This is a genomic window from Kitasatospora sp. NPDC091257 (genome assembly GCF_044757675.1).
GTDB classification, from domain to species: domain Bacteria; phylum Actinomycetota; class Actinomycetes; order Streptomycetales; family Streptomycetaceae; genus Kitasatospora; species Kitasatospora lactacystinica.
Map to the genome: position 1 here is coordinate 1 of NZ_JBIVVI010001179.1, position 2788 is coordinate 2788.

Sequence of the window (2788 nt, forward strand, 5' to 3'; positions counted from 1 at the left end):
GGGGGCGGGGGCGACCTGGTGGGGGTCGGCCGTCCATTCCCGGCCGCCGGGCTCGGGGCGCAGGTAGTGCTCGCCGCCGATGGTGTCCATGTAGATGCCGGTGCGTCCGGTCCTCCGGTCGAGGACGAGTTCACCCACGTGGGGCCGGTAGGCCGGGGTGTTTCGCTGTCGGGTGCTCACCGTGCTGCTCCTCGCTCTGGTCGGCGACTGGCCAGCATCTCTAGAGAAGCTAATATCTCTAGAGATGTCAACGGTCGTATCTCCTTACCGGCGACCGCGGGCACGCCTACGATTTGTCCGAGGCAGAGGGAGCGGCGATGACCGGCAGCAATGGCGACAAGCAGCCCAAGTACCAGCGGATCGCCGAAGCGCTGAAAACGGCCATCGACACCGGCCGGTACCGCGCGGGCGACCGCCTGCCCGGCGAGAACGACCTCATGGACGAGTACGGCGTGGCCCGGATGACCGCCCGCCAGGCGCTGGGCGTGCTGCAGAGCGAGGGCATCGCCGAGGCGCGCCGCGGCGCCGGGGTGTTCGTCCGGGACTTCCGGCCGCTGCGCCGGCGCGGCATCCAACGGCTGGCGCAGGGGCAGTGGGGGTCCGGCCGGTCGATATGGTCGGCGGACATAGACAACCGCAGCCTGGTGGTCGACCAGGTGTCCGTCACCGAGCAGGGCGCGCCCGAGCACGTGGCCCGGATGCTGGGGGTCGCCCCGGGCGCCCCGATGTGCGTGCGGCACCGCCGCTTCGTCCTCGACGGCAAGCCGGTGCTGCTGTCGACCTCCTACCTGCCCGCCGTCCTGGTCGCGGGCACCGCGATCACCCGCGAGGACACCGGCCCCGGCGGCACCTACGCCCGGCTCGCCGAGATCGGCGCCAAGCCCGTGCACTTCCGCGAGGAGGTCCGCTCCCGGATGCCCGGCGCCGAGGAGGCCGCCCGCCTGGAACTGTCCGCCGGCACCCCCGTCATCCTGATCTGCCGCACCGCCTTCGCCGACGAGGGCCAGGTCGTCGAGCTCAACGAGATGATCCTGGACGCCGCCTCCTACGTCCTGGAGTACGACTTCGACGCCTGAACGCCGGATGACGCCCACCGGCCGCGGCCGGCTGCCGTCCCCGGCGGGGGAACACCGCCGCCCCGGCCGCAGGGGCGACCGGGGCGGGGCGGGGGCGTGCGGGACTACTCCTTGGAGCGGACGCGCAGGTTGGTGATCAGCGGGCCCTCGGTGGTCTCGCGGAAGAAGTCGTTGCCCTTGTCGTCGACGACGATGAAGGCCGGGAAGTCCTCGACCTCGATGCGCCAGACCGCCTCCATGCCGAGCTCGGCGTACTCCAGCACCTCGACCTTCTTGATGCAGTCCTGGGCGAGGCGGGCGGCCGGGCCGCCGATCGAGCCGAGGTAGAAGCCGCCGTGCGCGGCGCAGGCGTCGGTGACCTGCTTGCTGCGGTTGCCCTTGGCGAGCATGACCATCGAGCCGCCGGCGGCCTGGAACTGGTCGACGTAGGAGTCCATCCGGCCGGCCGTGGTCGGGCCGAAGGAGCCGGAGGCGTAGCCCTCGGGGGTCTTGGCCGGGCCCGCGTAGTAGACCGGGTGGTCCTGGAGGTACTTGGGCATGCCCTCGCCGGCGTCCAGGCGCTCCTTGATCTTGGCGTGGGCGATGTCGCGGGCGACGACCAGGGTGCCGGTGAGCGAGAGCCGGGTCTTCACCGGGTACTTGGACAGCTCGGCGCGGATCGCGGACATCGGCTGGTCGAGGTCGACGCGCACCACGTCGTCGTCCAGGTGCTCGTCGGTGGTGTCCGGCAGGTACTTCGCCGGGTCGGTCTCCAGCTGCTCCAGGAACACGCCCTCGGCGGTGATCCTGCCGAGCGCCTGGCGGTCGGCGGAGCAGGAGACGGCCATCGCGACCGGGAGCGAGGCGCCGTGCCGCGGCAGGCGCACCACGCGCACGTCGTGGCAGAAGTACTTGCCGCCGAACTGGGCGCCGATGCCGATCTTCTGGGTCAGCTCGGTGACCTTGGCCTCCAGCTCCAGGTCGCGGAAGCCGTGGCCGGTCCTGGCGTCGCCCGAGGTCGGCAGGTTGTCCAGGTAGTGCGCCGAGGCGTACTTGGCGGTCTTCAGCGCGAACTCGGCGCTGGTGCCGCCGATCACGATGGCCAGGTGGTACGGCGGGCAGGCCGCGGTGCCCAGCGAGCGGATCTTCTGCTCCAGGAACGAGAGCATGCTCGCCTCGTTCAGGATGGCCTTGGTCTCCTGGTACAGGTACGACTTGTTGGCGGAGCCGCCGCCCTTGGCCATGAACAGGAACTTGTACGCGTCGCCGTCGGTGGCGTACAGCTCGATCTGGGCCGGCAGGTTGTTGCCGGTGTTCTTCTCGTCCCACATGGTCACCGGGGCCATCTGGGAGTAGCGCAGGTTGAGCTTGGTGTACGCGTCGTAGACGCCCCGCGCGATGGCGGACTCGTCGCCGCCCTCGGTGAGCACGTTCTGGCCGCGCTTGCCCATGACGATCGCGGTGCCGGTGTCCTGGCACATCGGGAGGATGCCGCCGGCCGAGATGTTGACGTTCTTCAGCAGGTCGAGCGCCACGAAGCGGTCGTTGGGGCTGGCCTCCGGGTCGTCCAGGATGCGGCGCAGCTGGGCGAGGTGGGCGGGGCGCAGGTAGTGCGAGATGTCGTGCATCGCCTCGGCCGTCAGCAGCCGCAGCGCCTCGGGCTCGACCTGGAGGAAGGTGCGGCCGCCGGCCTCGAAGGTGGAGACACCCTCGGAGGTGATCTTGCGGTAGGG

The 2788-nt window shown here is 70.7% G+C and carries 3 protein-coding genes; 1 reads left to right on the forward strand and 2 read right to left on the reverse strand.

Annotated elements, in window-relative coordinates:
• On the reverse strand, positions 1 to 180 hold a 180-nt coding region (locus tag ACIQOV_RS35985), incomplete at its 3' end, for a hypothetical protein (RefSeq protein WP_401055022.1).
• Between the two features lie 137 nt (positions 181 to 317).
• On the opposite strand from ACIQOV_RS35985, the gene ACIQOV_RS35990 reads away from it, so the two are divergent.
• Entirely contained in the window at positions 318 to 1076 is a 759-nt protein-coding gene (locus ACIQOV_RS35990; protein ID WP_401055023.1) for a GntR family transcriptional regulator, read from the forward strand.
• 104 nt (positions 1077 to 1180) lie between these two features.
• Here the strand turns inward: ACIQOV_RS35990 and ACIQOV_RS35995 are convergent.
• A partial coding sequence (locus ACIQOV_RS35995; protein ID WP_401055024.1) for a fumarate hydratase occupies positions 1181 to 2788 on the reverse strand: 1608 nt, incomplete at its 5' end.